At 52.3% G+C, this 23,534-nt stretch carries 30 protein-coding genes and 1 pseudogene; 30 read left to right on the top strand and 1 reads right to left on the bottom strand.

Going from position 1 to position 23,534, the window contains the following annotated elements:
- Nucleotides 1–214 precede the first annotated feature (214 nt).
- From PSI23_RS17765 to PSI23_RS17640, 26 genes and pseudogenes are all read left to right on the top strand, one after another.
- Nucleotides 215–397, top strand: a complete 183-nt coding sequence (locus PSI23_RS17765) for a phage holin family protein (protein ID WP_273556324.1) — start codon at nt 215–217, stop codon at nt 395–397.
- A complete protein-coding gene (locus tag PSI23_RS17760) occupies nt 381–917 on the top strand; it encodes a lysozyme (protein ID WP_273556323.1) in 537 nt (178 codons plus the stop codon). The genes PSI23_RS17765 and PSI23_RS17760 overlap by 17 nt, the downstream gene beginning before the upstream one ends.
- Before the next feature lie 99 nt (nt 918–1,016).
- Entirely contained in the window at nt 1,017–1,502 is a 486-nt protein-coding gene (locus PSI23_RS17755; RefSeq protein WP_273556322.1) for a lysis protein, read from the top strand.
- Complete coding sequence (locus PSI23_RS17750) at nt 1,483–1,725, top strand: Acb2/Tad1 domain-containing protein (RefSeq protein WP_273556321.1); 243 nt, start codon at nt 1,483–1,485, stop codon at nt 1,723–1,725. Before PSI23_RS17755 ends, PSI23_RS17750 begins: the two co-directional genes overlap by 20 nt.
- A 546-nt stretch (nt 1,726–2,271) precedes the next feature.
- A complete protein-coding gene (locus PSI23_RS17745) occupies nt 2,272–2,700 on the top strand; it encodes a hypothetical protein (protein ID WP_273556320.1) in 429 nt (142 codons plus the stop codon).
- Nucleotides 2,672–3,043 (top strand): HNH endonuclease signature motif containing protein, encoded by a 372-nt coding sequence (locus PSI23_RS17740; RefSeq protein ID WP_373567350.1) that lies wholly within the window; start codon nt 2,672–2,674, stop codon nt 3,041–3,043. The genes PSI23_RS17745 and PSI23_RS17740 overlap by 29 nt, the downstream gene beginning before the upstream one ends.
- Nucleotides 3,015–3,197 carry a hypothetical protein gene (locus PSI23_RS17735; RefSeq protein WP_273556319.1) on the top strand — a complete coding sequence of 61 codons (183 nt, stop codon included), beginning with the start codon at nt 3,015–3,017 and terminating at the stop codon, nt 3,195–3,197. The genes PSI23_RS17740 and PSI23_RS17735 overlap by 29 nt, the downstream gene beginning before the upstream one ends.
- 186 nt (nt 3,198–3,383) lie before the next feature.
- Nucleotides 3,384–3,857, top strand: coding sequence for a phage terminase small subunit, hendrixvirinae-type (locus PSI23_RS17730; RefSeq protein ID WP_273556318.1), 474 nt, complete (start codon nt 3,384–3,386; stop codon nt 3,855–3,857).
- 9 nt (nt 3,858–3,866) lie between these two features.
- Complete coding sequence (locus tag PSI23_RS17725) at nt 3,867–5,384, top strand: terminase large subunit (RefSeq protein WP_273556317.1); 1,518 nt, start codon at nt 3,867–3,869, stop codon at nt 5,382–5,384.
- Complete coding sequence (locus tag PSI23_RS17720; RefSeq protein ID WP_273556316.1) at nt 5,385–6,716, top strand: phage portal protein; 1,332 nt, start codon at nt 5,385–5,387, stop codon at nt 6,714–6,716.
- 6 nt (nt 6,717–6,722) lie between these two features.
- Nucleotides 6,723–7,547, top strand: coding sequence for a head maturation protease, ClpP-related (locus PSI23_RS17715; protein ID WP_273556315.1), 825 nt, complete (start codon nt 6,723–6,725; stop codon nt 7,545–7,547).
- 12 nt (nt 7,548–7,559) lie between these two features.
- Nucleotides 7,560–8,774: a phage major capsid protein gene (locus PSI23_RS17710; protein WP_273556314.1), complete on the top strand. Its 1,215-nt coding sequence runs from the start codon at nt 7,560–7,562 to the stop codon at nt 8,772–8,774.
- Nucleotides 8,775–8,828: 54 nt separating this feature from the next.
- Complete coding sequence (locus PSI23_RS17705) at nt 8,829–9,044, top strand: DUF7210 family protein (protein WP_273556313.1); 216 nt, start codon at nt 8,829–8,831, stop codon at nt 9,042–9,044.
- On the top strand, nt 9,044–9,370 hold the full coding sequence (locus PSI23_RS17700) for a head-tail connector protein (RefSeq protein WP_273556312.1): 327 nt from the start codon (nt 9,044–9,046) through the stop codon (nt 9,368–9,370). Before PSI23_RS17705 ends, PSI23_RS17700 begins: the two co-directional genes overlap by 1 nt.
- A 9-nt stretch (nt 9,371–9,379) precedes the next feature.
- Nucleotides 9,380–9,700, top strand: coding sequence for a phage head closure protein (locus PSI23_RS17695; protein WP_273556311.1), 321 nt, complete (start codon nt 9,380–9,382; stop codon nt 9,698–9,700).
- The gene (locus PSI23_RS17690; protein ID WP_273556310.1) at nt 9,697–10,143 is read left to right on the top strand and encodes an HK97-gp10 family putative phage morphogenesis protein; all 447 of its coding nucleotides are present in this window, start codon (nt 9,697–9,699) and stop codon (nt 10,141–10,143) included. Before PSI23_RS17695 ends, PSI23_RS17690 begins: the two co-directional genes overlap by 4 nt.
- Complete coding sequence (locus PSI23_RS17685) at nt 10,140–10,481, top strand: hypothetical protein (protein ID WP_273556309.1); 342 nt, start codon at nt 10,140–10,142, stop codon at nt 10,479–10,481. Before PSI23_RS17690 ends, PSI23_RS17685 begins: the two co-directional genes overlap by 4 nt.
- A gap of 57 nt (nt 10,482–10,538) precedes the next feature.
- Complete coding sequence (locus PSI23_RS17680) at nt 10,539–11,012, top strand: phage tail tube protein (protein WP_273556308.1); 474 nt, start codon at nt 10,539–10,541, stop codon at nt 11,010–11,012.
- 5 nt (nt 11,013–11,017) lie between these two features.
- Entirely contained in the window at nt 11,018–11,425 is a 408-nt protein-coding gene (locus tag PSI23_RS17675) for a phage tail assembly chaperone (RefSeq protein WP_273556307.1), read from the top strand.
- Nucleotides 11,425–11,697 carry a phage tail assembly protein T gene (locus tag PSI23_RS17670; RefSeq protein WP_273556306.1) on the top strand — a complete coding sequence of 91 codons (273 nt, stop codon included), beginning with the start codon at nt 11,425–11,427 and terminating at the stop codon, nt 11,695–11,697. The genes PSI23_RS17675 and PSI23_RS17670 overlap by 1 nt, the downstream gene beginning before the upstream one ends.
- 10 nt (nt 11,698–11,707) lie before the next feature.
- Nucleotides 11,708–12,463, top strand: a pseudogene (locus PSI23_RS17665) (tape measure protein); the annotation flags it as partial.
- Nucleotides 12,452–15,040, top strand: coding sequence for a phage tail tape measure protein (locus PSI23_RS17660; RefSeq protein ID WP_444876160.1), 2,589 nt, complete (start codon nt 12,452–12,454; stop codon nt 15,038–15,040). The pseudogene PSI23_RS17665 and the gene PSI23_RS17660, both read left to right, overlap by 12 nt.
- Nucleotides 15,040–15,372 (top strand): phage tail protein, encoded by a 333-nt coding sequence (locus tag PSI23_RS17655; RefSeq protein ID WP_273556305.1) that lies wholly within the window; start codon nt 15,040–15,042, stop codon nt 15,370–15,372. Before PSI23_RS17660 ends, PSI23_RS17655 begins: the two co-directional genes overlap by 1 nt.
- A 5-nt stretch (nt 15,373–15,377) precedes the next feature.
- Entirely contained in the window at nt 15,378–16,130 is a 753-nt protein-coding gene (locus PSI23_RS17650) for a phage minor tail protein L (RefSeq protein ID WP_373567351.1), read from the top strand.
- A gap of 2 nt (nt 16,131–16,132) precedes the next feature.
- Complete coding sequence (locus PSI23_RS17645) at nt 16,133–16,843, top strand: C40 family peptidase (RefSeq protein WP_273556303.1); 711 nt, start codon at nt 16,133–16,135, stop codon at nt 16,841–16,843.
- Between the two features lie 56 nt (nt 16,844–16,899).
- Nucleotides 16,900–17,262 (top strand): hypothetical protein, encoded by a 363-nt coding sequence (locus tag PSI23_RS17640; protein WP_273556302.1) that lies wholly within the window; start codon nt 16,900–16,902, stop codon nt 17,260–17,262.
- Here the strand turns inward: PSI23_RS17640 and PSI23_RS23685 are convergent.
- Nucleotides 17,251–17,550 (bottom strand): hypothetical protein, encoded by a 300-nt coding sequence (locus tag PSI23_RS23685; protein WP_306309623.1) that lies wholly within the window; start codon nt 17,548–17,550, stop codon nt 17,251–17,253. The two genes, PSI23_RS17640 and PSI23_RS23685, sit on opposite strands and share 12 nt — an antisense overlap.
- 3 nt (nt 17,551–17,553) lie before the next feature.
- Between PSI23_RS23685 and PSI23_RS23680 the strand changes: the two genes are divergently transcribed.
- The 4 genes from PSI23_RS23680 to PSI23_RS17620 are packed head-to-tail and all read left to right on the top strand — an operon-like array spanning nt 17,554 to nt 23,430.
- A complete protein-coding gene (locus tag PSI23_RS23680) occupies nt 17,554–17,946 on the top strand; it encodes a tail assembly protein (RefSeq protein WP_306309622.1) in 393 nt (130 codons plus the stop codon).
- Nucleotides 17,947–17,975: 29 nt separating this feature from the next.
- The gene (locus PSI23_RS17630) at nt 17,976–21,152 is read left to right on the top strand and encodes a TipJ family phage tail tip protein (protein WP_273556300.1); all 3,177 of its coding nucleotides are present in this window, start codon (nt 17,976–17,978) and stop codon (nt 21,150–21,152) included.
- The gene (locus PSI23_RS17625; RefSeq protein ID WP_273556299.1) at nt 21,149–22,204 is read left to right on the top strand and encodes a hypothetical protein; all 1,056 of its coding nucleotides are present in this window, start codon (nt 21,149–21,151) and stop codon (nt 22,202–22,204) included. Before PSI23_RS17630 ends, PSI23_RS17625 begins: the two co-directional genes overlap by 4 nt.
- 17 nt (nt 22,205–22,221) lie before the next feature.
- A complete protein-coding gene (locus tag PSI23_RS17620; protein ID WP_273556298.1) occupies nt 22,222–23,430 on the top strand; it encodes a phage tail fiber protein in 1,209 nt (402 codons plus the stop codon).
- Nucleotides 23,431–23,534 lie beyond the last annotated feature (104 nt).

The following is a 23,534-nucleotide window of genomic DNA, read 5'->3' as shown; positions in this document are numbered from 1 at the left end:
TGTCTCAAAGAATGCGGGTGCAATAGCGTATTGTACCCAAGAGTCAATACCCGAATTGATTTCCCGCATTGCCCTGAAAAGAATAAAACATGCCATCCTGCAAGAAGATAAAACGCAGGGTGTTAAGTTTTTCACATTAGACCAAACAAATACTCACTAACAGGGGCGACCATCGTTCACCCCACGGACGCCCATTGTTCAGATGGGGTGGATTATGCGTATGGATAAATACACCAGCCCTACCGCGTATGCGTGGGGCACCTTTACAGCTATTTTCGGTGCCTGGTCATTGAACGACTGGGCAATTGTCGTCGGTATTATCTGCACGGTCGGTACATTCGCCGTGAACTGGTACTACAAACACCGGGAGTTCAACAGACGTGAAAAAGACGAGTAAGTTAACGGCGGCTGTTATCGGTCTGGTGCTTTCCGGTGCAGGTGCTTCGGTTGTCCTCTCTCAGTTTCTGGATGAAAAAGAAGGTAACCGACTGTCTGCCTATCAGGACGCTGGCAGCATCTGGACTATCTGCCGCGGGGTAACTCGCATTGATGGCGCTCCGGTTCGTCAGGGAATGAAGTTAACGACAAATCAATGTAGTGGACTCAATGCCAAAGAAGCCGAGCAAGCCATTGTATGGGTAAGGCGCAATGTCAAAGTTTCACTGACCGAACCCCAGATAGCCGGTATTGCCAGTTTCTGCCCGTACAACATTGGTCCCGGTAAATGCTTTTCTTCCACGTTCTACCGTAAGTTGAATGCCGGGGACAAGAAAGGGGCATGTGCAGAAATCCAGCGCTGGATATTTGACGGTGGCCGAGATTGCCGACAGACCAAAGGCCAATCGAACGGCTGTTACGGTCAGGTAGAGCGGCGTGCTCAGGAATCAGAATTAACATGCTGGGGGTTGGATGAATAATCATTTAGTGGCGGTGATGCTGTTTCTATGTGCATTCATTCTGGCTATTGGTAGCCGCGATGGATGGGGTTGGTTTCTGTTCATAGGGGCATTGTTGCTATGAATCTCAAATTAGCCCGCTATATGATCATGGCTCTAATTGCCACGGTAATTTTTGTTTCTGTTGCGGCTCATCTATACCGCTCTGGTTATAAAGAGCAAAAGAGAATCAACGGCGACCAAGCAACCGAAATCCAGCAACTGACTGACGCTATCAACTACCAGAACAGGCACATTGATATGCTGCATGAACAGGATGCTAAACGTCTTAAGGTACTCGCTAATGCTAAATCTAAGATTGATCAGCTCAGTGACGATTTGCGCACTAACACTCAGCGCGTGTTCGTCAAAGCCGAATGCCCCGTGCGTGAAACCGCTGCCCCCTCCGGCGTGGATAGTTCAAGACCCGCCAGACTGGAGAAAGACGCTGAACAAGATTATGTACGTCTCCTCGGAGAACTTGAAACCCTCGAAAGCCAGTTCCTCGGATTGAGGGATTACGTGAATACTGAATGCAGAGGAAATAATGGAAAATCAACACCGTAAAATCACTGGCTACCGTGAATTGAGCCAAGATGAAATTGATCGCATGAATAAGATTAAAGCGCTTGGCGAGGAACTAGGCAAGCTCTATGACTATCTTGTGGTTACCAACGCACAAACGGGCAGTCATCAAATTGATATGCGTTGGCTAAACGAAGGCCGCACCGACCTGCAAAAAGGCCTGATGTGCTGGGTTCGTGCTGTGGCTAAACCAGCAACATTCTGAATTGCCACCTCAGAGCAAATGATGCTGGGCTTGCAGGAGTATGTTAGGGGTAGTGTCAATGAGTCTCTGAGTAATTAGGGGCTTTTTTTATTCCTATACCCATTCTATGAGTGGTTACCGGAATAACCCATGCTGCCATCCCGTTCTCACCGCGTACCCAACGCACACGGGCGGGTGGCATTTTTATTTTCATCGCGCCGGGTTATCGCCGTCTGCCGGTATTAGCTGAGACATGAACCTTAGCATCGAGCGTACAGACAGAATCAAAAATAACCCATGCCACCGTGTAGGACGGATCATTATCAGCAACATCCGCTGTAGGCAGACGAAGTGATGTGACAGCCGGAGAGACGGCTTACATTGCCATCATGATTCACAGAGTGGTGATAGCCATGTAGTCAGATAACCAAAGTCCGATTATCGGACATTATCCATATTTAGGGCGGTGACGCGTGACTTATGCAGAATTTTATAGAGTCCCGACTAAAAAAGTACGGGGTTATATAAACCGAACCAGTTAATTATTCTGAACGGGGGTAAAACACGATGGAAATTCGAATTAATGAAGATGGTAGCACTTCGATAAAAGCCGCTGGGTACACAGCGTTTTACGGTAAGAATGGCGGACTCAAACTAATTAGTGGCGGCTCCAATAGCATTCTCAGCGCTCCTGCGACGCTCGTTATTCATAATGCATTCAAACAGAAAGCAGAAAAGGAACAGACGAGCAAGACCTATCCTGCAGGTATGGAACTGGCGGTAGAGAAGAGCGCCGAAGCTATGGTAGAAAATGCAGAGATGATTTACCAAGTAGCAGCAGGCATTCACGAGAAAGAGGCCATCATTAATGCAGCGAAGATAATCAAGGCCCACGACGACGATCACATTCGCCAGATAGTCCGTGAAGAACTGGACAAGACCCTGCGTCCCGGCGGGCCACTGTATCATGCTGCCCTCTATCGTGGGGCGTGGTGATGCTATGCCCCAACCCCGCATCTATGGCAGCAAATGGAACAAACCCCGGCTCCGGTTCCTGCAACAACATCCCCTGTGTGTGATGTGTCACCAGCAAGGGCGAGTGACTGGCGCGACGGTCGTTGATCACATTGTCCCGCATAAGCTGAAAGCGGCACTGAACTCTGGCGACAAGGCACAGATAGCCCTCGCCCAAAAGTTATTCTGGGATACCAAGAACTGGCAGCCCTTATGCGAAACCCATCATAACGCCACCAAGCAACGGATGGAGAAGAGCGGCCGGGGAACCGGCTGTGATATGAATGGCATGCCTCTTGACCCGAACTCACACTGGAATCATTAAGATGACCGACGACGAACAGCAACAAACTAACCTTGACCATTGCCTTAACGTGATACGTCAACTCATTGACGAGTACCCCGGCGGCGAGGCGCTGATGGCCTTGGGCTATATCGGGGCAGAGCAGCAGGTGAAAGGCCACTGGGGACAAGGTTGAAACTGTCACGGTGCGAAACGGACTGATTGCAAATGGGAATGGTTTCATCTGTAATGATTGTGGAGGGGTATGATAAAAGTTCAGAACCATTCCCCAGAAGACCGGTGCCATCCCTCAAAGATAACGCTAACGCAGTTTTTTAATAAAAAAAGACCTAAATAGCTTGACACCGAAAGGAGGCTGTCAATGACAAAGCGTACGCGTTCTGACAGTCTCAAAGGCAAAATGCAGGCGATTGTCAACGCCTTTCAGGACACCATCGAACCCCCAGCTCACGCCGGGTTAATGCCGGAGGCCATCGACTTCTACAACGATAACATTCGCACGAAAGCCCTCAATCTGTGGACGCCGTCCGACCTGATCGAGGTGGTCAGTCTGGCGAATAACCAATATGCCCTGATGGCAGTCAGTCACTACCTGCGCAAACTGGAGTCGGATTATGCCGAGACGCGTGACGAGAAGGCGATCAAAGAAAACCGCAAGTACAAGCTGGAATTAACCCGCGTGATTATTGCCCAGCGCTCCGGCTTGCAAATCCATTCACGTGCCACGAACGGAGAAAGCCGTGACCAGCGCAACAAGAATCAGAATGATGCTGAGGCGCGCCGGGTACGCAATGACATGGAAGATGACGATTTGCTGGCACCCCCCGTACACTAAGGAGACCTCATGACACGCGGTGAACGTGTGATTGCGTTTATTGAACGCTTTTGTATTGTGCCCGAAGGGGAGCTGATTGGTCAGCCTATGCGGTTGGATGACTTCCAAAAGCGGTTCTTGCTGGAGACCTACGATAATCCGGTGGGCACCGACAAAGCCTATCTGAGCATCGCCCGCAAAAACGGCAAGACCGGACTGATTGCCGGGATTTTGCTGGCGCATCTGGTGGGACCCGAAGCGCTCCAGAATACCCAGATTGTCAGCGGGGCCATGAGCCGTGAGCAGGCGGGCATTGTGTTCAGTCTGGCGGTGAAGATGGTAAACCTGAACCCCCGGTTGCAGGAAATCGTCCACATTATCCCCAGTGGCAAGAAGCTGGTCGGCAAGCCCCGCAACGTGGAATACAAGGCGCTGGCGGCAGAGGGCAAAACCACGCACGGGTTGTCCCCGGTACTGGCGATTCTGGATGAAGTGGGGCAGATAGTGGGGCCGCGCAGTGATTTTATCGATGCCATCATTACCTCGCAGGGGGCGCACAAAGCCCCCCTGTTGATTGCTATCAGTACGCAGGCCGCCAATGATGCCGACCTGCTCAGCCTCTGGCTGGACGATGCGAAGAATTCGCAGGACCCGCATATTGTGTCCCATGTGTATGAGGCCGATAAGGACGCCGATATCCTTGATCCCGCCGCGTGGCAAGCCGCCAACCCCGCACTGGGTAACTTTCGTTCCTTAAAAGACATGCAGCGGCTGGCAGAAATGGCTTCCCGCATGCCGAGTCAGGAAAACATGTTCCGTAACCTGAACCTGAACCAGCGGGTCTCCATGAGTGCCCCCTTTATCTCACGTAACGTCTGGGAAGCCGGGGCGAAACCGTTACAACCCATTGTGGGCCGTTGTTATGCCGGGCTGGACTTGTCCGAATCCAAAGACCTGACGGCGCTGGTGATCATCGGGCAGTCGGAAGATGAACAATGGAATGTGCACCCGTATTTCTGGACACCGAAAAAGACTCTGCTTGACCGGGCGAAAACGGACAGGGTGCCGTATGACCTGTGGGAAAAACAGGGCTTCCTGCGCACCACGCCGGGGTCGATGGTGGATTATGACTTCGTGGTGAAAGATATCGCGGACATCCTCAGCGACTTTGAGATTGAGGTGCTCACTTTTGACCGTTGGCGCATGGAGTTTTTTAAAAAAGCGGCTGAGAGCATCGGCCTGACACTGCCCCTCGAGGAATTCGGGCAGGGTTATAAAGACATGGCACCTGCGCTGGATAAAATGGAGCAGTTGTTACTGAACGGGCAGGTCAATCATGGCAACCACCCGGTGATGAACATGTGTGCCGCCAATGCCGTGACTGTGAAAGATGCCGCCTCCAACCGCAAGCTGGCGAAAGACAAATCAACCGGGCGCATGGATGGCATGGTCGCCTTTGCGATGGCGGTCGGGGCCGCCAGCGGGGAAGTGGTGGGGACGGGCGATCTGGAAGGCTTTTTTGATGACCCGATTATTGTGGGGATTTAGATGAAAACAGAAAAACAACCCGGGCGCATCAAGTCGGCCTTGCTGAACTGGCTGGGCGTCCCCATTAGTCTGACGACCGGGACATTCTGGCAGGAATGGCAGGGCACCAGCAGCAGTGGCAAAGTGGTGACGGCAGACAAAGCCATGCAACTTTCGGCGGTCTGGGCGTGCGTCCGGTTATTGAGTGAATCCATTTCGACGCTGCCGTTAAAGATTTACCGCACCCAACCGGATAGTTCGCGGGAGTTAGCCAAAGACCATCCGGTTTACCGTGTTTTATGCCGGCAACCCAATGCCGAAATGACCCCGTCGCGCTTTATGCTGATGGTGGTCGCCAGTCTCTGCCTGCGGGGGAATGCCTTTATTGAAAAGCGGTATATCGGCTCAAAACTAGTTGCTCTGCTGCCGTTGCTGCCTCAAAACATGGTGGTCAAACGGCTGGATAACGGACAGCTGGAATACACCTACACGGAACTCAAAGGGAAAAAGCGAGCCATTCCCCTTAAGCACATGATGCATATTCGGGGATTTGGGCTGGATGGGGTCAGTGGCCTGATCCCGGTTCGGGTGGGCAAGGATGTGTTCGGAACCGCGATGTCCATTGATGAGGCGGCGGGCAAGATTTTTGAAAACGGCCTGCAAAGCACCGGATTCCTGTCCGCCAAGACCGCCCTCGACAAGGATCAGCGTGAGCGGCTGAGAAAGAATTTACAGCACTTCGCCGGTTCAAAAAATGCCGGCAAACTCATGGTGTTAGAAAATGACCTGTCCTATCAGAATGTGACCATGAATCCCGAAGCCGCCCAGATGCTGGAGAGCCGCACTTTTAGCACGGAGGAGATTTGTCGCTGGTTCCGGGTGCCGCCGTTTATGGTGGGTCACATCACCAAACAAAGTAGCTGGGGCGCCAGTGTGGAAGGGATGAATATGCAGTTCCTGACCAATACCCTGCGCCCGTTACTGATCAATATCGAGCAGGAAATCAGCCGTTGTCTGCTCAATGACGATGAAGATTTCTATGGCGAGTTCTCGGTGGAAGGCCTGCTCCGTGCAGACAGCGCCGGACGCTCGGCTTACTACACCACGGCTTTGCAAAATGGCTGGATGAGCCGCAATGATGTCAGGCGACTGGAAAACCTGCCCCCGATTGACGGCGGGGATATCCACACCGTGCAGCTTAACCTGACCCCGATTGAGCAACTCGGTAAAGCGGGTAACGGCATTGAATCCGAAAAGCTCAGGGCGCAAATCGCGGATTGGTTATTTCCCGAAAAAGACGCACTGATCCGCAACACGACACAAAACCTATCACCGCCTCAATCTGAGGAGTAATTATTGATGAGTAAAAAACAACTGCCGGTCGCGCCGGAGGGGCGCCCCTGTGCGTCGATTTCCTATGAACTGAAACCGAAAGCGCTGGATAGCTGGCACAGTGGCATCAAAGCCGCCAGTACCGATAACACGATCTCTGTCCTCGACGTGATCGGTGAAGACTTCTGGGGTGAAGGGGTGACAGCAAAACGCATCTCTGCGGCGCTGGGCTCTCTCGGTGGCGGGGATGTGATGGTCAATATTAACAGTCCCGGCGGGGATATGTTCGAAGGTCTCGCCATCTACAACGTGTTACGCGCCTACGAAGGCAAGGTCACGGTCAAAGTGTTGGGCATCGCCGCCTCAGCCGCCTCCATTATTGCGATGGCCGGCGATGAAATCCAGATGGGGCGCGGGGCGTTCCTGATGATCCACAACTGCTGGGCTGTCGGCATCGGTAACCGTCACGATTTCGCCAAACTGTCCGCCGATTTAGCGCCGTTTGATGCGTCGATGAAAGAGATTTATGTTGCCCGTAGCGGTCTGGACGAAGACACCATTGTCCAGATGATGGACAACGAAACCTATATCGGGGCGAATGACGCCATTGAAAAAGGGTTCGCGGACAGCCTGATGTCGGCCGAGGCCATTGAAACGGGGGAGGAAAGTTACTCTGCGGCTTTACGTAAAGTGGATGCCCTGCTGACCAAGGCCAATACGCCCCGCTCAGAGCGGCGAAAATTAATTAAATCCTTAACCGGGAGTGCGCCGGGCGCAACCCCTGAAATTAATCCTGAAACCTTAGCCGAGCTGCAACAGGCCGTGAATGCCTTTGCCCCGGCACACCTATAACCGGAGTAACCCATGTCCGACACCAACGAATTACTGAAAGGCCTGTCCGCCAAAATCGAAGAGGCGAACGGCAAATTTAATGCCAAAGCGGAAGAAGCGCTGAATGAAGCCAAAAAAGTGGGCGGATTAAGTGCGGAAACCAAAGCGGCGGTCGATAAAATGGCGACCGAACTGAACGCCCTGCGCGAATCTGAAAAGACCCTGAAAGCGTCTCTCGGTGAACTGGAGCAACATGTGGCGCAAATGCCGCTGCAAAATGCCGTTCAGGCGGCGAAGACCATCGGTCAGCAACTCATTTCTGCCGAGGCGCTGAAAGATATCAACGCCAGTATTCCGGCCAGCAAACGCATTTCCGTTCCGGTACAGGCCGCGCTGACGTCTTCCGGTGTCGCTGAGGGCGTCGTTGAACCGCAACGTTTGCCGGGTGTGGATGTGGCACCCAAGCAGCGCCTGTTTATCCGTGATCTGATCGCACCGGGCAAGACCACCTCATCCGCCATCTTCTGGGTGCAGCAAACCGGATTTACCAACAAGGCGGCAGTGGTGCCGGAAAATACCGCCAAGCCGTACAGTGATATCCAGTTCGCGACCAAAATCACGGCCGTGACCACCGTGGCGCATATGTTCAAGGCGTCAAAGCAAATTCTGGACGACTTCGCCCAATTGCAGTCCCTGGTGGATGCGGAAATGCGCTACGGCCTGAAATTTGTCGAAGAGCAGGAAATTTTGTTCGGTGACGGCTCCGGTGCACACCTGCACGGCATCATTCCGCAGGCGTCGAAGTTTAAGGCGGAATTCAAGGTCGATAAGCAAAACGGCATTGATGATCTGCGTCTGGCGATGTTGCAGGCCCAACTGGCTCGTTTCCCGGCGTCGGCGCATGTTCTGCACTTTATTGACTGGGCGAGTATTGAACTCGCTAAGGATTCATTAGGCCGTTACATTCTGGGGAACCCCGCCGGATTAATCGGTCCTACGCTGTGGGGCTTGCCCGTCGTGGCGACAGAAGCGGCGGCGTTCAGGGGCAAGTTCCTGACCGGGGCATTCAATGCCGGAGCGCAAATCTTTGACCGCGAAGAAACCAATGTGGTGATTTCGACCGAGAACACCGACGACTTCGAGAAAAACATGATCTCCCTTCGTTGTGAGGAGCGTCTCGCCCTCGCGGTCAAACGTCCCGAAGCCTTTGTGTACGGTGATTTTACCGTGCCCAAATCCGGCGAATAATCCCACATCCACGCAAGGCGGCCTTAACCGGTCGCTTTTTTATTGGAGCACCGCATGAAACTGACCGTACTGAGAGCGATTTATTTTGGGGGACAGGTGATCACAGAAGGCCATGTCATTGATACTTTTGAGCAACACGGGCGCGAATTAATCCAAAAAGGCTATGCCGCCGAGACAGCCGAGACGCACACTCTGACGGAGCCAACGGAGCCAACGGAGCCAACGGAGCCAACGGAGCTGAAAGATAAGGGTGAAAGTAAGGAGGAATAATGCTTTCTCTGGATTTGGTTAAGCAACATTGCAAAATTGAGTCAGATTTCCATGACGATGATGACTTGCTCAATACCTATATTGGTGCGTCGGTGAAATATGTCGAAAACTACACCCGACGCTCACTGTATCCCGATAAAGAAGCGAAAGGGTATGCCGATGATCCCGATCACTTATTGTTAACCGCCGATGTGCAGGCCGCCATGTTGTTGCTGATTGCCCAATGGTATGAAAACCGGAGTGCCGCGTCGGTGGGGCAATCCGTGTCTTCCCTGCCATTTTCAGTCGCGGCGTTACTGCAACCTTACCGCATTTACGGTTTGTAAGGAGGGTAAATGCACATTGGAAAAATGAGACACCGCATCACGCTACAGAACTTTACCCCGATTGAATTGCCTTCCGGTCAGCTAATGGAGGAATGGCAGGATACCGCCACGGTCTGGGCGGAGGTGAAATACATCAGCGGACGGGAATTACTGGCCTCCGGGGCGGCGCTGTCCGAAGCGACCATACGTATCTGGCTGCGCTACCGGTCGGATGTCACCAGTGCGTCACGTCTGGTATTCAAGGGGCAGGTGTACGATATTCAGGCCGTCATTCCTGATGGGAAATGTACCCAACTTGAACTGCTGTGCAAGCAGGGGGTGAGATCATGATAGTCACTGATCTGGACTTCTCCGGGTTACAGGAGATTGCGCGGGATTTGGAAATACTGAGCAAGGCCGAAAATAACAAGGTCTCGCGGCAGGCCACTTATGCCGCCGCCTCGGTATTGCGGGATGAGGCCAGAGTGAAAGCGCCGAAACGCACGGGCAAACTGAGCCGAAACATTGTGGCGTCCAACCGCAAGAGCCGCAACGGTGACGTGTTGGCGGGGGTGTATGTCCGGGGATCGAATGCCAAAGGCACGAACAGCGACCCCAAAATGAAGAAGAACGACCCGCGTAACGCGTACTACTGGCGTTTTCTGGAGTACGGCACGTCAAAGCTGGCCCCGAGGCCGTTTGCACGCCCGGCCTTTGATGCCAAATCCGACGAGGCGGCAAAGTTTGCCCTGAAACGGCTGAATCAGGCCATTGATGAGGTGCTATCGAAATGACTGAGGCCGATATCTCTCTGCTGCTGAAACCGATACTGCCGGGTAAAGTTTTCCCCTATGTTGTGCCACAGCCCCCAAAGAAACAATCAGTCACAGCCCCGTGGTGTGTTTTTTCGCTCTACAGCATTGATCAGGATGTGCTGAACGGGCAGGCCGGTCAACTGAACACCCTGCAAATTGATGTCTACGCTCTGAACATTGATCCGGCACGGGAGATACGGGATAAGGCCAGAATAGCCCTTATGCCGCTTAAACCGACCCAACTGAGTGAAACTAACAGCTACGAGTCTGACACGGGGCTGTACCGCGCCACACTGGAATGCCAAGTCTGGCAGTAACAAACCCTTTTCCCCCGACCGTCTGCGGACGGTTTTTTTATTTCTGGAGAATCTCCCATGAGCAGTAAGTACGAAAAAGCCCAGGGTACGAAAGTCAGCATTTCGGCCACGGCGGCCAAAGAGGCCAACCCCAAGGAGGCAGTCTGGCAGGCGATTGACTGCACCACCAAGGAACTCAGCTATACGGGCGGTCAGAAGAGTGACATTGAAGTGACCACCCTGTGTTCGACTGAACAGGAAATGACCAATGGTCTTGCCGCACCGGGCGAAATTACGCTGTCCGGTAACTGGTCAGCCGAGGAGGCAGGGCAGGATACCTTGCGCCATGCCTATGATACCGATGAATTGCATGCCTTTAAGGTGGAGTTCCCCACGGGCAACGGGTACGCCTTTCTGGCGGAGGTGCGGCAGAACTCGTGGAGCGTGACCGCCAGTGGACTGGTGACAGCCTCTTTCACCCTGCGACTGAAAGGCAAGCCTGTTCCCCTCAAGCAAGCGGCTGCGTTAACTAAAGACACTTCACAAGGATAAATCACATGGCAAAGGCAAAGAAAGATTTACGGGCGCTGGCACTGGCCCCGAATGCGGGTTTTCGTCGTAAAACCGTCATCGTCCCGGAGTGGGGCGGGGTCACGGTCACCCTGCGCGAACCGTCGGCGGGGGCGTGGGCACTCTGGCAGGACATTCTGTCACCGCAGGAAGAGGAAGAGCAGGCTCTCTCGGTGGCGGAGAAGACCCGCCGTAATATCCGTGGCGACGTGGTGCTGTTTATCGACGTGCTGCGGGATGAGCACGGCGAACCGGTCTTCACGGCGGCGGATGCGGACACCGTGGCGGGGATTTATGGCCCGATCCATTCCCGCCTGCTGCATCACGCACTGGAATTGATGACGTCACAGGCGGACGCAGAAAAAAAGTCAGGGAACCCGCCACTTTCTTCCTGATGACACTGGCGCTGCGGCTCGGCAAGACCCTGCATGAACTGCAACGGGACATGAGTGCCAGTGAGTTTCTGTGCTGGCTGGCATATGACCGGGTCAGCCCGCTGGGGGATCGGCGTGGTGACATACAGTCCGCCCAAATCGCCGCCGCCGTGTACCAGTCGCAAGGGGGTAAGGTCGGCATTCACGACGCCTTACTGCAATGGGGTGAGCCGGATACCCCGGAGGATAACGATGACTCCGGGCTGGAAGCCTTTTTATCTAACCTGTCTTGAGTAATGTCTGATGGCAAAATTGCGTGAATTGATTATTAAAATTTCGGCAAACTCCAGTTCGTTTCAGGCTGAGATTGCCCGCGCCTCACGGATGGGGGCGGATTATTACCGGGTGATGGAAAAGGGCGGTAAGCAGGCCGCGGCCGCCAGTCGCCACAGTCAGCAGGCGATACGGGAACTGAATAACCAGTTGATTTCCGCCAGGGACACGGCGAAAGGACTGGCGGGCGCGTTTGCCGGGCTGTTTGCCACAGGCCGCCTGATCAGCATGGCGGACAACTACAATTCCCTGAATGCCCGCATCAAATTAGCCACGACATCTACAGAGGATTTCAAAAACACCCAGCAAGAACTCTTGCGTATCAGCCAGTACACCGGCTCGACCTTTGAGTCCAACGCGGGACTGTTCTCTCGCGTGGCTGGTTCCCTGCGTGAATACGGTTATTCGACCCAAGATATTCTGTCCCTGACGGATGCGCTGGCAACCGGTTTACAAGTGTCCGGCGCATCGGCCGAAGAAACCTCTTCGCTTATTGTTCAGCTATCACAGGCACTGGGGCGCGGCGTGCTCCGGGGGCAGGACTTTAACTCGGTGGCGCAGTCCGGGCAGCGGATCATGAAAGCCCTGTCTGATGGGCTGGGGGTGGCGCAGAAAGACCTGAAACAACTGGCGGATGCGGGTGAGCTGACGACACCGAAAATTGTCCCGGCGCTGATCGGGCAACTGGACACCCTGCGCAAAGAATATGACACCATGCCGAACAGCGTCAGCGCGGCTTCAACCCGTGTTATGAATGCCTTTCAGCAATGGGTGGGGGAAGCCAACCGGACAACCTCGGCGACGGCCACCTTGTCCGGTGTACTGGATGGGGTGGCAAAAAATATGGATACCGTGGCCACCGTCGGCGGCGTGCTGGTGGCGGTCGGGGCAGCGCGTTTCTTTGGCGGGATGGTCACCGGAGCGGTGACAGCCACCGGACGGATTTTAGAAACTTACCGCGCTGAGGTGGCTCTCGCAGAATCGCAGGTACGCGGCACGCAAATTGCCACCGCACGGGCACGAGCCGCGGTTTATCGGGCACAACAGGCACTTATCGCCGCCAAAAACACGGACAAGCAGGCGCAGGCCGAAGCCCGGCTGGCACAGACGCAAGCCCGGCTCAAACAAAATATTGATGCCAGAACGGCGGCCCAGAATCGACTGAATGGTGTCACGTCGGTGGGGTCCCGCATGATGGGGGGCATGCTGGGACTGGTGGGGGGGATTCCCGGTCTGGTAATGCTGGGGGCGGCGGCGTGGTACACTTCGTACCAGAATACGCTACAGGCCCGACAGGCCGCGCAGGAGTACGCCCGCACCATTAACGAAATCCCGCAAAAAATCCCCAAAATGAGTTTGCCGGAGGTGGCAGATAGTGAAAAGGAAGCCCAAAAGGCTCTGGATGAACAAAACCGCCTGATTGATGAACAGTCTAAGAAAGTTAATGAGTTAAAGCATAGAATAGAGACATTAAATCAGTCTCGCAGTAATCCTGATTACAAACAATTTTTGGGCGGTATTCAAGATGTTGAGTTGGTTAAGGGGTTAGAACAGGCAACTGGAGAACTGACGGTTGAACAATCCCGCCTAAACACGATGCAGGAAAAGGCCGGTGAAATTCGGCAGGTTCTGGAGCAGGCGGAACAGCGCCGCATTGAGCTGATCCGGCAAGAAAAGGAAAAGCAAGATGCCATGCGCCACTCTCTGTTGATGATGAACGGGGAGTACAGCGAATTCAACCGCCTGATGACATTGGGTAACCGATTGCTGAAGGAGCGCGATTTAAAAAATGTCACTATTCCGATGCCCATTCCTCAGGCCGCCCTGAATGATAAGCAACAGGCAGCATTGAACAAGGTGGCCCGTGATCGTGAACTTTCCACCCTGCAAGGCGAAGCTAAGATCAGAAAACAGGCCGAATTTGCGGCGGATAGTGAGGGATTAACTGGTGCAGAGCACAAGGATAACCGCCAAAAATTTATCACCGATACTGTAGCGGCGTGGCAAAATCTGGAGAAGCAGAGAGAGGCGACCAGTGCAGCGGCAAAAGCCGCCCGTGAAGCCGCGAGCGCGCAGGAGAACTACCGGAATAAAATAGCGGAGCTGAACACCCAGTTGGCAACCGAAGCCGTTCGCTATCAAGAAGGTAATGCGGCGGCTGAGCGGTTCGCAGCGGCTCAGGGTGACGTGACTAAGTTCACCAAGGAGCAGAACAGCCACCTGAATCAGCTCAACCAGAGACTGGAAGAGACCAAACAGCGTTATCAGGACTTACAGGCTGCCATAGAAGCTGACCCGTTCCGCAATGTTGCCAAAAGAACCAAGGAAGCGACAGAGCAGCTAAAACGGCAGAAGGCCAATGGTCAGATTGAATCACCCGCCGAGTACACCTACCGAAAAGGTGAGATATGGAAAGACGAAGTCAGGGGTAATGCGGACGCCAGCCAGCAGTACGCGGTATCAGCTGATAAAGACCTGCTGGGGGATATTGATCCTGTGCAGGACTTGGAAAACCAGCTTGAACGCAAAAAGGCACTTTATCAGTCCTATGCTGATTCAACGGTTATCAGTGAACAGCGCAAAAATGAGCTGATTCTCGCCGCTGAACGCGACACCGATACCAAGCGATTTGAGGCGGCCAAGCAGTTGTTTGCAAGTCAGGGCGATTTGCAGTCACTCGCGGTGACGATGTTTGAGACCACGCAAGAGCGGATGGGCAACATGATCACCGGACTGCTGACTGGAACCAAATCCCTCAGAGAGGGAATGTCAGAGTTGTTCGCGTCTCTGGCTCAGGACGTGATTAAGAGTCTGGTTAAGATGGCAGCACAGGCACTGATCACCAATACCATTATGAAAGGCATGGGTTCGATGGGCGGCGGTGGTGGGATGTTCAGTGGTTTTGCTTCCATGTTCACCAAGAACGCCAAGGGCGGCGTTTATACCTCAGCAAACCTGAGTCAGTACAGCGGGCAGATTGTCAGCAGCCCGACGCTGTTTGCTTTCGCTAAAGGCGCAGGATTGATGGGGGAGGCGGGACCAGAAGCCATTATGCCGCTGACGCGTGGTGCTGATGGTTCGCTGGGGGTGCGGGCGATTACCCCAAAGGGACTGGGGGGTAAGGATAATACCAATATCAATGTCTACATCACGGACGGAAAAACAGAAAGTTCCTCAACAAACGGCGACAACGAAGCATTCGGGCGGCGATTCGCGCAGGCTGTAGCCCAAGTTTATTACGCCGAACGTGACAGAGATTTGCGGCAAGGCGGCGCAATCAACAAAGCGATAAGGGGACGATAATGGAAACGTTTAAATGGCTGCCACGAGTGAATGCCAGTTCCAATGTTGAATTTGCTATCCGAAAGGCCAAGTTCGGGGATGGTTATGAACAGGTCTCTGGCGCGGGGATTAATCCCAAATCGATGAGATGGAGCGTTGATTTTGTCGGCAATGAAAAATACATCGCTGAAATTATCGCATTTCTTGACCGACATGCAGGGCATCAGTCATTCATCTGGACCCCTCCGTTGACGAATAAGGGGTTGTTCCGGTGCGAAAGCTATAAATATCAGGCTATTGACTACAAAACCTATACCATCTCAACCGAATTCATTGAGGCACACGCGCCATAGGAGCAATTATGTTTACTGCTGACGTGCAAAAACTGGACACCGGGAATATTGTCCGGTTCTATGAGATTGATGGAACAAAATTCGGTGCCGATGTGCTCCGTTTTCATGCGCATGGCATGCCCGTGACACCCGAAGAGATTGAAGCCGCAGAGGAGAAAGGCAGCCAGCCGCAGCCAAAATCCCTCTGGTGGCAGGGCGTGGAATATAAGCCGTGGCCTGTCCAAGTAGAGGAGTTGGGGATGTCCACGGATGGGCAAGCTGCCCGTCCTCGCTTATCCGTCGCCAACGTTGAGGGGACGGTCACCGCGCTATGCTTGCAATTTGATGACATGTTGCAAGCGAAAGTGACCATTCACGATACCTTTGCCCATTATCTGGATGCCAAAAACTTCCCTGAGGGTAACCCTGCCGCTGATCCGCTGCAAGAACGCAAGCTCATGTTTTACGTGAACAGGAAAATATCCGAAACGGATACGACCGTGGTTTTTGAGCTGGCAAGCCCGGCGTCACTGGACGGCCTAATCATCCCCACCCGGCAAATTCACGGTGTGTGCACATGGTGTGCCCGCGGTTGGTACAAAACAGGCAAGGGTTGCGACTACGCCGGAACAAAATATTTTGATACCGATAACAACCCGACGGATGACCCGAGTAAAGACGGGTGTCCCGGAACCGTGATTGCCTGTAAGTTGCGCCACGGAGAGGATAATGACCTGCCATTTGGTGGCTTTCCTGCCTCGTCTCTTATCAGGAGATAATCATGCGTGATAAGACACTGGTGGCAATATTCGAGCACGCTAAACGGGAATACCCGAATGAATGTTGCGGCGTGATAGCACAGAAAGGTCGCGTAGAAAAATACCTGCCCTGTAAGAATTTATCCCCCAACCCTTCTGAACAGTTTCAGTTAGACCCCGGCGACTATCTGGAAGCCTCGATATGGGGAACCATTACCGGCATCGTTCACAGTCACTCGGATGCGACCACTCAGCCCAGCGATCTGGATGAGGCGCAATGCGACTTCACCGAATTACCCTGGCATATTGTGAGTTACCCGGAAGGTGATTTAAGAACAATCTATCCGCGTGGTGAACTGCCGCTGGTGGGTCGCCCGTTCGTGTTGGGCGTCTACGATTGTTACGGCCTCATCATGAGCTATTACCGCCAACAATACGGCATTGAACTGCCCGACTACCGGGTCAATTATCCTTGGTGGGAGCAAGGCGAGAACTTCTATATAGAGAATTTTGAGAACGCCGGTTTTACTGAAATAACAGGTAATCCACAGGTGGGTGATGTGGTGCTGATGCAGGTTCAGGCTGATGTTGTTAACCATGCCGGAATTTTACTGGAAGGTAATTTATTGCTGCATCATCTGTATGGGCAGTTGAGTCAAAAAGTCCCTTATGGCGGATACTGGAAAGATCGCACAATTAGAATGGTCAGGTATGGCGGGTTGCTTGCCAGATAAGCTTCTCTGATATGTAATAGATGACATGTGATTTTTAACTAACCAGAGAAACTATAATGAAAAAAATAAAATACGTGATTATTTCAATAATCGCTATTTTGATAGTATCCAGCGTGCTAGACATATTCAGTCGAAATGGACTGTACGGACTCTATAAGAAAAAGATTGCAGAATCAGTGGTTTCTGATGACGTAAAAGACCCGACATCAGTATTGTTTAAAGACTTATATGTCAGTAAAAAGCGCTTTAATGTTGTTTGCGGCAAGGTGAATGCTAAAAACGGATTCGGCGCATATGTCGGTTGGAAGGTCTTCGTTACTGTCGATAAAATCCCCATCATAGAAGGTGTAGAGTATCCATCTTGGTACCTTAACTTTGATAAGGAATGGTACGAATACTGTTACGAATCAGATGAATAACCAAACCCTCTTCGGAGGGTTTTTTATAGGTGAAATATGACTTATACCGATCCCCCACTTCGTACAATCCGACTGCATGGCGTCCTTGCTGCCAAGTTCAGCCCCACCTTTGAATACGCCGCCAGAGATGCCCTGCACGCGATCAGAGCCATGAGTAAACTCGTTATTGGCTTCGACGCGTTCATGCTTAGCGCCCATCAACAGGGGTTCACATTTTCGATCATTGTAGGGGGCAGAAGCCACAACAAAGACGAGCTGGACATGACCAAGGGGAGCGATGATATCCATATTATGCCCGTGATCACAGGTAGCAAGCGGGCTGGACTGTTCAACGTCGTCTTGGGTGTTGCCCTGATTGCTATCGCATGGTGGAACCCGTTGGGCTGGACTGCCTCGACAGCATTATTTGTCGGTGCGTCAGGGGCATCAATGGCCATGGGGGGCGTCTCTCAAATGCTGGCCCCTCAGCCACCGGGATTGGGGATGCGCGAATCCCCGGAAAATAAACCCAGCTACGCCTTTGGTGGTCCTGTCAATACGATAGCGCAGGGGAACCCGGTTCCCATTCTGTATGGGACGCGCGAGATCGGGGGAGCAATCATTTCCGCTGGCGTCTACACCGAAGATCAGTATCAAACAGAGCAGATTGAGAAGCAGCGTAAGCACGCTAATCAAAGCCGCTAAATGCGGTTTTTTTATTTCAGAGGCGAATAATGACAGTGCATATTATTGAGGGCGCCAAAGGCGGTGGGGGCGGTGGACACACACCTTACGAAATGCCTGACAATATCCAATCGACCGCAACGGCTAAAGTCTTGGTGGCATTGGGTGAGGGGGAATTCGTCAATGATCTGACTGCAAAAGATATCTATCTGGACAACACACCCTTGCAGAACGACAACGGGACAATGAATTTTGAGGGCATTAAATGGGAATTTCGCCCCGGCACTCAGCACCAGAACTATATCAAGGGCATGCCTGCCGCTGAGAATGAAATTCGTCTTGGCACAGAAATAAAAGCCGCGGTGCCTTGGACAAAATACATTTCCAATACCAAGTTGTCTGCGGTTCGTGTCCGGCTCGGCTGGCCTGCATTGAAAATGCAAAAAGATAACGGGGACACGGTGGGGTATCGCATTGATTTTGCCATTGAATTATCGACCGATGGCGGTAGCTACCAGACTATTTTTGATACCCATATCGATGCTAAAACCACCACATTGTATGAACGCTCATATCGCATCAACCTGCCTGATGCAAAAACAGGCTGGACGGTTCGCGTTGTCAGAAAAACAGCAAACAGTACCAGTGAGCGGATCATCGATAAAATGAACCTCATGGCGTTCACCGAAATTATTGACGCCAAGTTACGCTATCCTAATACCGCGCTGCTGTATGTTGAATTCGACGCAAGGTTGTTCAATGGCAATACGCCCCTGATTTCATGTAAACCAAAGGGGCGCATCATTCGTGTGCCATCTAATTACGACCCGGTTAATCGCACTTACAGCGGCCTTTGGAACGGAACGTTTAAATGGGCGCACAGCAATAACCCGGCGTGGGTGCTGTATGACCTGTTACTGAATGATCTGTGCGGACTCGGTGACAAAATCGACAAGACACAGATCGATGAAGCTGAGTTGTACCGCGTGGCGCAATATTGCGATCAGCCCGTCCCCGATGGAAAAGGGGGAAGCGGTATGGAACCGCGATTTACCTGTGACGTCTATATCCAGTCACGCGAAGAGGCGCATAAGGTACTGACCGACATTGGCGCGATATTTCGTGGTTCAGTTTACTGGGGAGCCAATCAGTTCGTTGCAATGGCGGACATGCCGGACGACATTAAATATATCTTTACTCAGGCCAGTGTTATCAATGGCGATTTCATCTACAGCGGTGGCAGTGAACGTAACCGCAGCACGGTTGCCATGGTGAGCTGGTCAAATCCAGACAACCATTACAATGATGAGGTTGAAGTCGTTTCGGATGATAACTTAATACGGCGCTATGGTATCAATCAAATCGACATCGCCGCCATTGGCTGTACGCGCCAGAGTGAGGCGCAACGCCGGGGCAAATGGGCGATCCTGACCAATTCACGCGACGCAATGATTTCATTCCGTGTGGGGCTGGATGGTCAAATTCCCCTGCCCGGTCAAATAATTGGCGTGGCTCACAAGAACAGAGCCGGGCGTGTTATGGGGGGACGCATTCAGTCGGTTAATGATCGTAATATCACCCTGGACCGTAAACCCGAAGCCAAGGCGGGTGACCGATTGTTGGTTAATTTGCCCTCTGGTGTGTCACAGGGCAGAACCATACAGGCAATTAACAGCAATATTGTGACGGTCACAACGCCGTACAGTGAAGCGCCGAGAGCGGAATCAGGCTGGGCTGTGGATGCCAATGATTTATTCATTCAACAATATCGCGTCGTCGGCATCAAAGACAACAACGATGGCACATTCGAAATCAACGGAATTTATCATGATCCTGACAAGTACGCCCGTGTCGACACAGGCGCACGAATTGACGAACGCCCTATTTCTGTCATCCCCGCAAGTGTTCAGCCGCCACCGTCCTCAGTCAATATCACGGGATTCTCATTCGTTCAGCAGGGGATATTTACCACCACTGTACGGATCTCGTGGGAGGCGGCGGAGGGCGCGATTGCCTATGTGGGCGAATGGCGCAGAGACAGCGGCAACTGGATTTCCATTCCCCGCTCCGCTTCTTTGGGTTTTGAGATACCCAACGCCTATTCAGGAAGATATCAGACGCGTATCAAGGCTATAAATTCCTTTGATATACCCAGCTTATTCGTCTCTTCTGAGGAGGTGAATATCACGGGTAAACAGGGCAACCCGCCGACACCTTTAGGCTTCAAGACCACCCCGATTATCTTCGGTATCCAGTTAGACTGGGGATTTGCGCCCCAGACCGACGACACACTGAAAACCGAAATCCAGTACAGTCATACCCATGATGGTGAGGGATTAATGTTGCTGGCGGACATTCCTTATCCCCAGCGAACGCACACAATGCAGGGACTGGCGGCTGGCGTTGCCTTCTACTTCCGGGCGCGGCTGGTGGACAAATCCGGTAATCAGTCCCCGTGGACAGAGTTTATCCGGGGTGAGTCCTCAACAGACACCAGCTGGATAGTGGAGGCAACCGGTAATGCGTTCCTCACCGCCGAAGCCGGAAAGCGGTTGCAGTCTGATATCGATTTTGCCAATGAAGCCATCATGGAAAATGCGGCGCTGACAGGGGCCGTTGTCCGGCGTCAACTGGCGGAAAATGGCAATATGCGGGCGGAGATACTGGAGGTGAAAACCACCCAGATAAGTGACCGCAAGGTTTTCGCTGAGAAGATGGAAAAAATTCAAGCCGATGTCGGGGAGAATGCCGCCGCGATTGAAGAGAAAGCGACCGCGGTCTTTGATATCGACGGGAACGGTTATGCCATCAAAGAGATTGGCTCTGGCGTGAAGTACAAAAACCGATTCTATAAAGCCGGGATGGTGATTGGGGCTGAGGTGAAAAATGGCAAGGTCAGTACCCATGTTGGCTTCAATGCCGAGAACTTCGGCTGGTTTAATCCGGCCAGCGGAAAGATGGAGCCGTTTATGATGGCGAAAAACGGCCAGTTATTTATCCGTGACGCCTTTATTGATATGGCCAACATTCAGAAATTATTGGTGGGCATTGATATCAAGTCCACAAACTATATCCCCAACCAGCGGGGTTTTCGGATTGATGCCAAAACCGGACACCTTGAGATAAACGGTTCAGGCAATGGTTATCGCACCCAATACAGAGATACGGGCATGTATTTATTTGACAGCAACGGTATAGCCATCATTGAGTTTGGGGTATTTTTATGAGCGGGTACGGGTTAAAGATTACCAATCAGGCGGACGGAACGAGTTTTATTTTTAATGAGAGAACAACCCCTGCCAGTCTGGTATGGACTGATTTTGTCGCCAAAAATACGCCGGGCATGCATAAAAGTCCGACTGACTGGCGGCGTCATGAATGGGAGTGTCAAATCAAAATCCCGGCGGGCTATCAGGCGCATGTCTATCCCATCGGATTCACAGAATTTCACCAGGATCGCTCAGGAAATGGATTCAGGTTAACGGGGTTTTCTGAGCGGATTCGGTTCTCTCAGAATGGGGCCAGCGTTATCGTTGATGGACTGATATTAGATAATATTTTCGATAACTGGCTCACGGAGCTGATAAAAATTATCGCGTACCCGCTGACATCGGGCGGTCAGGCGGGATTGAAAATATTAAACAACAGTAATTTTAATAACAGCGTCCCGCCTGCCGGATTTGGTTACGTTTCCCATAAAGCCCGCGTGTATATACAAGGCCGATTTGATCCGGCGTCAATAGACCCCCGCTTCAATTACAGTAATTGTCTGATGTTTTTTTATAATGAAGACCCGGCGTGCATGCTGGTTCACCGGGAAAGCTATTACACCAGTTGCAACAGACACGACGAAGGGGGACGGGCGGGGTGGTATCGGGTCGTGGTCTTTTCTGACATCGGCGTCAAGGAACGGCTCAATGGACCGGGGTATGGACTCAGACTCAGAAACAAGGATGGCGTCATTACCTTTAACTCTGGTGTCGGGGTGCTGACCAAGCCCGTGAGTTTGAATGTCAGCAACAGAAAACTGGGCGATATCATCCCCACCGCAGGCATCCGATACCCGATGTTAGTTCCCGCGTGGATAGGGCATCATCTGTGGATGGAAGGGAACACCGCCTACAGCCGGGATTTATCACTGACCAGTAACGGGGAGGGGGCATTATTTGTGGGCTCCGGCAAACGCTCACTCTGGAAAGCGAGCCAGTGGGGGACGACCAACTACACCACAAAACAACCCATTCTTATTTTAGACGCTGCCAGTTATTTTAACTTCTAATTTCTCAGGAACCTATCATGTACTATTCACAAGGCACAATTCTCACTACGTCCGGCTCGGCGATTGTCCGGGGAACGGGCACAAAATTTAAATCAAACATTAACGGCGTTGCACCCGGACAGATGATGTTAATTCAGTCCGGTAACAACAATTTTATCCACATGATTCAGGCGGTGAACTCCGATACCGAACTGGTACTGGCCGATACAGCCAAAACCACCCTGAATAACGTGAAATACCAGATTCAGACCACGGTGCCTGATTCCGTTTCCGATGGCGTCCGGCACATGATGGCGATTTACAGCTACACACTCAATTTCCTCCAGAACATGGATGCATGGATGACGCAGTATGGCACGGTTGACGTGACCTTGCCTAATGGCCGGACTGTGGCATTGCAATCGATTATTGCCCTGACACGGGATATCAATCTACTGCGCCAGTCTGTGCTCATGAGGTCAAGGAACGGGGCGGATATTCAGGATAAAACGGAATTTGTGCGGAATATCGGACTGGGGAATGCAATGCGGGTGGGGGATTACGGGTTCGGTGGAGGAGGGCGAGTTATCCAGCACAACTCTTCGAGTGTCCTTCGTTGGTTCAGGGATGAATATATCAGTGAAATATATCGAAATGATGATGATGGATGTATTTACACCCACGTATATGGCAGCAGCTTGAAAATGAGAACCCGCGACACGTGGGGTAATATTTCGATCGCTTACAATGGTGCGGGTATCAGATTTGCAGGCGGTAATGATGGTGCTGCGCATGTCTATAATGTCTGGACTGACAAGAACACCACCGTAGTCGGTGGCTATCTAAAAACAGCCTCACCCGTCATCCAAATCTACCCCGATGGTACATTTACCACCAATGACGAATCCGAGGGGGCAGTGGTTGAGCGTTTGTCCGAGGGCGTTTATCTCATCAAAAGCGTGCTGGGATTCAATGCCGATGCAGCATGGGGCGGGGTCGATGGCGGGGTCGAAATACCGATGTGCAAAAATAAATTGCCGTTGATTTGGGTGGATTACAAAGTGCTGCCGGATGGTGCCATCAAATTGATGACCTACCACCGTGAGCACCCAAACGCACCAGAATTCGCCCGAAATATACGGAGCGGTTACGCTGACGGTGATTTGATTGATATCCCTGCCGGTCGGTCTGTTTCTGTCCGCGTCCAGATGCCGGAGGATTCGGTGTGGAATGTGGGGCAGAAGTAGTATTTTTGCGTCAACTGGTTTTACATTATTACCCTGCCTTGTCAACCAGCTTGGATTTGTTGAATGATCACTTTACGTTAATAGAGTAAACATCGGCAGATTCG

The sequence above is a fragment of the Xenorhabdus yunnanensis genome (genome assembly GCF_028598805.1).
Lineage (GTDB): Bacteria > Pseudomonadota > Gammaproteobacteria > Enterobacterales > Enterobacteriaceae > Xenorhabdus > Xenorhabdus yunnanensis.
The sequence above is the reverse complement of the archived record's forward strand: the minus strand, read 5'-3'. Positions and strand labels throughout refer to the sequence as shown.